General features: G+C 46.1%; 1 protein-coding gene. It reads right to left on the bottom strand.

Annotated elements, in window-relative coordinates; genetic code table 11:
* Positions 1–545: 545 nt before the first annotated feature.
* Positions 546–1,997 (bottom strand): MFS transporter, encoded by a 1,452-nt coding sequence (locus tag P5683_RS24370; protein WP_006623265.1) that lies wholly within the window; start codon positions 1,995–1,997, stop codon positions 546–548.
* Positions 1,998–2,010: the final 13 nt, after the last annotated feature.

Genomic DNA, 2,010 nt, shown 5'->3' with positions numbered 1-2,010 from the left:
CTTAGTCATCTCGTCCTCTCCATTATACGTCCTAACTTTCCTGTCTTGTGCTATACCTTTATACAGGGTCGGATAACAGCCACTGTTGGGATTGAGGACGGGACGTTTGGCATCCCGACATTGACGAGTTCCCGATTGCCATTCCCGATATCGGGTCATGTGCTATACGTCCTAACTTTTCTGTCTTGTGCTATATCTGGGTTCCGAACAGAATAAGGGCGGGTTCCGTGAGTTGGCGGGTTTTTACCGGGGCGTTACATAAGAAGGGCGGGTTCCGTAAGTTGCCGGGTTTTTACCGGGGCGTTATATAAGAAGAAGGGCGGGTTCCGTAAGTTGCCGGGTTTTTACCGTAGGTGAAGGCGGGTTCCGTAAGTTGCCGGGTTTTTACCGGGGCGTTATATAAGAAGAAGGGCGGGTTCCGTAAGTTGGCGGGTTTTTACCGGGGTGTTACATAAGAAGAAGGGCGAGTTCCGTAAGTTGGCGGGTTTTTACCGGGGCGGATCTAGCACCCGCCCCTACCAGCCGCCCCTATCATTGGTAGTTATTTAGTCGTGGCGTTGTTGCAATTGTAGACGAATGGCTGCGTGGACGGTGCGAGTAATTGGGTAAAAATAGGCTAATACTAACCCCATGGATAAAAAGGCAATGGGAATGGGGCCTACCATCAGGCGAATTGCCCATAATACGGATTCGGGTTGGCTGATTGCTTCTTTGGAACCGGCTGTGGCTAACAGTCCAGCATGGCTGAGAATTTGTCCGACAATAAATAGGGATAGGGCAATTCCTAGTTTTTGTAACATTACCATAAAACTGTAAAAAATGCCTTCCCGTCGCTGTCCGGTGTTGAGTTCATCGAGATCGACAACATCGGGTAAAATTGACCAGGGGACTAGGTGGGCGGTAGCTATTCCAAATCCAGCGATCGCACCTAAACCATACATGGTCAGCATTTGTCCGGGTTGCAGCATGAATAGTCCGACTCCGGCTAACATGGTGAAGGGAATGCCTAAACAATAGACGGTTTTTTTGTCTACTTTTTGGGCGATCGCATTCCAGAAAGCCATACCCAGTAAGGATACCCCTTGCACTAATAATGCCATTTGGGTTAAGTGGCGATCGGCTAGTTGCATATAATCTACTATAAAATAGGGTAGAATAGCAACGGTTACCTGTACTCCCAACCAGGAACATAAATAAATCCCAATGGCATAAAGAAAGGGTTTATTACTAAAGGCAATGCGAATTTGTTGTAAAAATGGTAATGATGGAGGTCGGGTGATTGCCAATCGTTTAGCTTCTTGTTGAAAGTAGCGTTTACTGGTTCCAAAAACACATATATAGACAGATATCATCGCCATTAATCCCCCCAAACTACCCAATAAAGGATATCGCAATTGGGGAGATTCAAATAATCCAAATAAAACCTGGGCTAACACTAAAGCAAATAGACTTCCGCCAATTTTAAAAGCTGATTGAAAGCTGATTAAACTGGTACGTTCGTCATAGTCTTGGGTAAGTTCAGCCGCCAAAGCACCGAGGGGAAGAAATACGGCGGTAAATGCGGTATAAAATAGGATGGTAATCAAGCCATAATAGCCGAATAGTAGCCAGCCACTAACAGGAGGTACAACCCAATGCAGGAAAAAGCAGATACCCAAAGGAATAGAAGCTACTATCATCCAAGGGTAACGCCTTCCCCAACGAGACTGGGTGCGATCGCTTAACCAACCAATCATCGGATCACTGATAGCATCCCATCCTTTACCAAGTAATAATACACTACCTGCTAAACCTGCATCAAGTCCCGCAATATTAGTCAAGAAAAACAGCAAAAAGAAGACTTGCATACAGCCGGGAATAGCACCGCCAAAATCTCCCATTGCATAGGCGGCTTTAGTGCGAATAGCCAGATGATCACTATGGTAGTCGGTAGCTTGAAAGCGATCGCTGAGTTGAACAAGTGCCGTCTTGGCTTGTTGTCGAGAAAGGCGGATCATAGTTTAGGATTTA

The sequence above is a fragment of the Limnospira sp. PMC 1279.21 genome (genome assembly GCF_032349615.1).
Lineage (GTDB): Bacteria > Cyanobacteriota > Cyanobacteriia > Cyanobacteriales > Microcoleaceae > Limnospira > Limnospira fusiformis.
This window is presented reverse-complemented; position numbering and strand designations above follow the sequence as displayed.

Coding starts and splice junctions, on each gene's coding strand:
- P5683_RS24370 (WP_006623265.1), bottom strand. CDS start 1,997: ATGATCCGCCTTTCTCGACAACAAGCCAAGACGGCACTTGTTCAACTC.